The following is a 2,828-nucleotide window of genomic DNA, read 5'->3' as shown; positions in this document are numbered from 1 at the left end:
GCTGCAAGGCTTCGTCGGTGAATTCGGCATGTCCACGGCAGTGGTTGCGCTGTTCATGCTGCGTTTCCTGGTGGGCCTGGCGGAAGCGCCATCGTTCCCCGGCAACGCGCGCATCGTGGCGGCGTGGTTCCCGACCGCTGAACGTGGCACCGCTTCGGCGATCTTCAACTCGGCGCAATACTTTGCCACCGTGCTGTTCGCGCCGTTGATGGGCTGGATCGTCTACAGCTTCGGCTGGGAGCACGTGTTCATCGTCATGGGTATCCTCGGTATCGTGTTCTCGCTGGTGTGGCTGAAAGTCATCTACAGCCCGCGCGAACACCCACGGGTCAACGAGGCCGAGTTCAAGCACATCGCTGACAACGGCGGCATGGTCGACATGGATCAGAAGGGCAAGAAGTCCGACGGTCCGAAGTGGGATTACATCCGTCAGCTGCTGACCAACCGCATGATGCTGGGCGTGTATCTGGGCCAGTACTGCATCAACGGCATCACCTATTTCTTCCTGACCTGGTTCCCGGTGTATCTGGTGCAAGAGCGTGGCATGACCATTCTCAAGGCCGGTTTCATCGCTTCGTTGCCGGCGATCTGCGGCTTTATCGGCGGCGTGCTCGGCGGGGTGATTTCCGACTACCTGCTGCGCAAGGGCCATTCGCTGACTTTCGCTCGCAAGGCGCCGATCATCGCCGGTCTGCTGGTTTCGAGCAGCATCGTCGCGTGCAACTATGTTGAAGTGGAATGGATGGTCGTGGGCTTCATGGCGCTGGCATTCTTCGGCAAAGGCGTTGGCGCACTGGGCTGGGCGGTGGTTTCCGACACTTCGCCGAAACAGATCGCCGGTCTGAGCGGTGGCTTGTTCAACACCTTCGGCAACATCGCTTCGATCACCACGCCGATCGTCATCGGCTACATCATCAGCTCCACCGGCTCGTTCAAGTGGGCGCTGGTGTTTGTCGGTGCCAACGCACTGGTCGCGGTGTTCAGCTATCTGGTGATCGTCGGCCCGATCAAGCGTGTGGTCCTGAAAGAGCCGCCAGCCAAGGGCGGCAATGAAGCCACCGGCAATTTGTCTCAAGCGCATTCCTGAGGAGCGGCGTCATGCAGTTGATTGAACATTCCGACTCGCCGCGCTACATCCGCCTGCACGAGCGGGACAACGTTGTAGTGGTGGTCAACGATCAGGGCGTACCGGCCGGTACCGAGTTCGCCGACGGCCTGGTCACCCTGGATTTCGTACCGCAGAGCCACAAGGTCACTCTGGAGGATATTCCCGAAGGCGGCCCGGTGATTCGTTACGGGCAGATCATTGGCTACGCGTTGCAGCCGATCCGCCGTGGCAGTTGGGTCAAGGAAGATCAACTGCGCATGCCCACCGCGCCGCCGCTGGACAGCTTGCCGCTGTCCACCGATGTGCCGGATGCGCAGGCACCGCTGGAAGGCTTCACGTTCGAGGGTTATCGCAACGCCGACGGCACCGTCGGCACGCGCAACATTCTCGGCATCACCACCACCGTGCAGTGCGTCACCGGCGTGCTTGATCATGCGGTCAAGCGCATCAAGGAAGAGCTGCTGCCGAAGTACCCGCACGTCGATGACGTTGTGGCACTGACCCACAGTTATGGCTGCGGTGTGGCGATTACCGCGACCGATGCCTACATCCCGATTCGTACCGTGCGCAATCTGGCACGCAACCCGAACCTGGGCGGCGAGGCGCTGGTGATCGGTCTGGGCTGCGAGAAATTGCAGGCCGGGCAGGTGATGCACGAGGACGATGCCTCGGTGGATCTCAGCGATCCGTGGCTGTACCGCTTGCAGGATTCCAGTCACGGCTTCACCGAAATGATCGAGCAGATCATGGAACTGGCTGAAGTGCGCTTGAAGAAACTCGACCAGCGCCGCCGCGAAACCGTGCCGGCCTCCGAGCTGATTCTCGGTATGCAGTGCGGCGGCAGCGACGCGTTCTCCGGCATCACCGCCAACCCGGCGCTGGGTTATGCCTCAGACTTGCTGTTGCGCGCGGGGGCGACGGTGATGTTTTCCGAAGTCACCGAAGTGCGCGATGCGATCTACCTGCTGACGTCGCGGGCGCAGACGCAAACCGTCGCCGAAGAGCTGGTGCGCGAAATGGACTGGTACGACCGTTACCTGGCCAAGGGCGAGGCCGATCGCAGCGCCAACACCACGCCGGGCAACAAGAAGGGCGGGTTGTCGAACATTGTCGAGAAGTCCCTGGGCTCGATCGTCAAGTCCGGCAGCAGCGCGATCAATGGCGTGCTCGGCCCGGGCGAGCGCTTCAAGCACAAGGGCCTGATTTTCTGCGCGACGCCGGCCAGTGATTTTGTCTGCGGTACGCTGCAACTGGCGGCGGGGATGAACCTGCACGTGTTCACCACCGGTCGCGGCACGCCTTATGGGCTGGCCATGGCGCCGGTGGTCAAGGTATCGACGCGGACTGAACTGGCGCAGCGCTGGCCGGATCTGATCGACATCGATGCCGGACGCATTGCCACCGGGCGCGCGACCATCGAAGAACTGGGCTGGGAGTTGTTTCACTATTACCTGGATGTTGCCAGTGGCAAGCAACAGACCTGGGCGGAGAAGCACAAGCTGCATAACGACATCACCTTGTTCAACCCGGCGCCGATTACCTGAGACCGCGTCATCGTTCTTCGCGAGCAGGCTCGCTCCCACAGGGATATGCATTGCAAATGTGGGAGCGAGCCTGCTCGCGAAAGCGATCTGCCAGACGCCTAAGAACTTGCGGTGCCTGTGATCGTTCCCACGCTCTGCGTGGGAATGCCTCATGTGCCGCTCCGCGTCACGCTTTG

Annotated in this window: 2 protein-coding genes; both read left to right on the top strand. The window is 61.5% G+C overall.

The genetic code is table 11. The features are described from left to right. On the top strand, positions 1-1,087 hold a 1,087-nt coding region (locus OQK_RS06805; RefSeq protein ID WP_038860662.1), incomplete at its 5' end, for an MFS transporter. 11 nt (positions 1,088-1,098) lie between these two features. Then, the gene (garD, locus tag OQK_RS06800) at positions 1,099-2,652 is read left to right on the top strand and encodes a galactarate dehydratase (RefSeq protein ID WP_016771706.1); all 1,554 of its coding nucleotides are present in this window, start codon (positions 1,099-1,101) and stop codon (positions 2,650-2,652) included. Positions 2,653-2,828: the final 176 nt, after the last annotated feature.

Origin of the sequence: Pseudomonas sp. R62 (assembly GCF_000257605.1) — a bacterium.
Classification (GTDB): Bacteria; Pseudomonadota; Gammaproteobacteria; order Pseudomonadales; family Pseudomonadaceae; genus Aquipseudomonas; species Aquipseudomonas atacamensis.
This window is presented reverse-complemented; position numbering and strand designations above follow the sequence as displayed.

Bases quoted from the DNA above. Each gene is read 5' to 3' on its own strand.
- garD (WP_016771706.1), top strand. From the start codon at position 1,099: ATGCAGTTGATTGAACATTCCGACTCGCCGCGCTACATCCGCCTGCAC.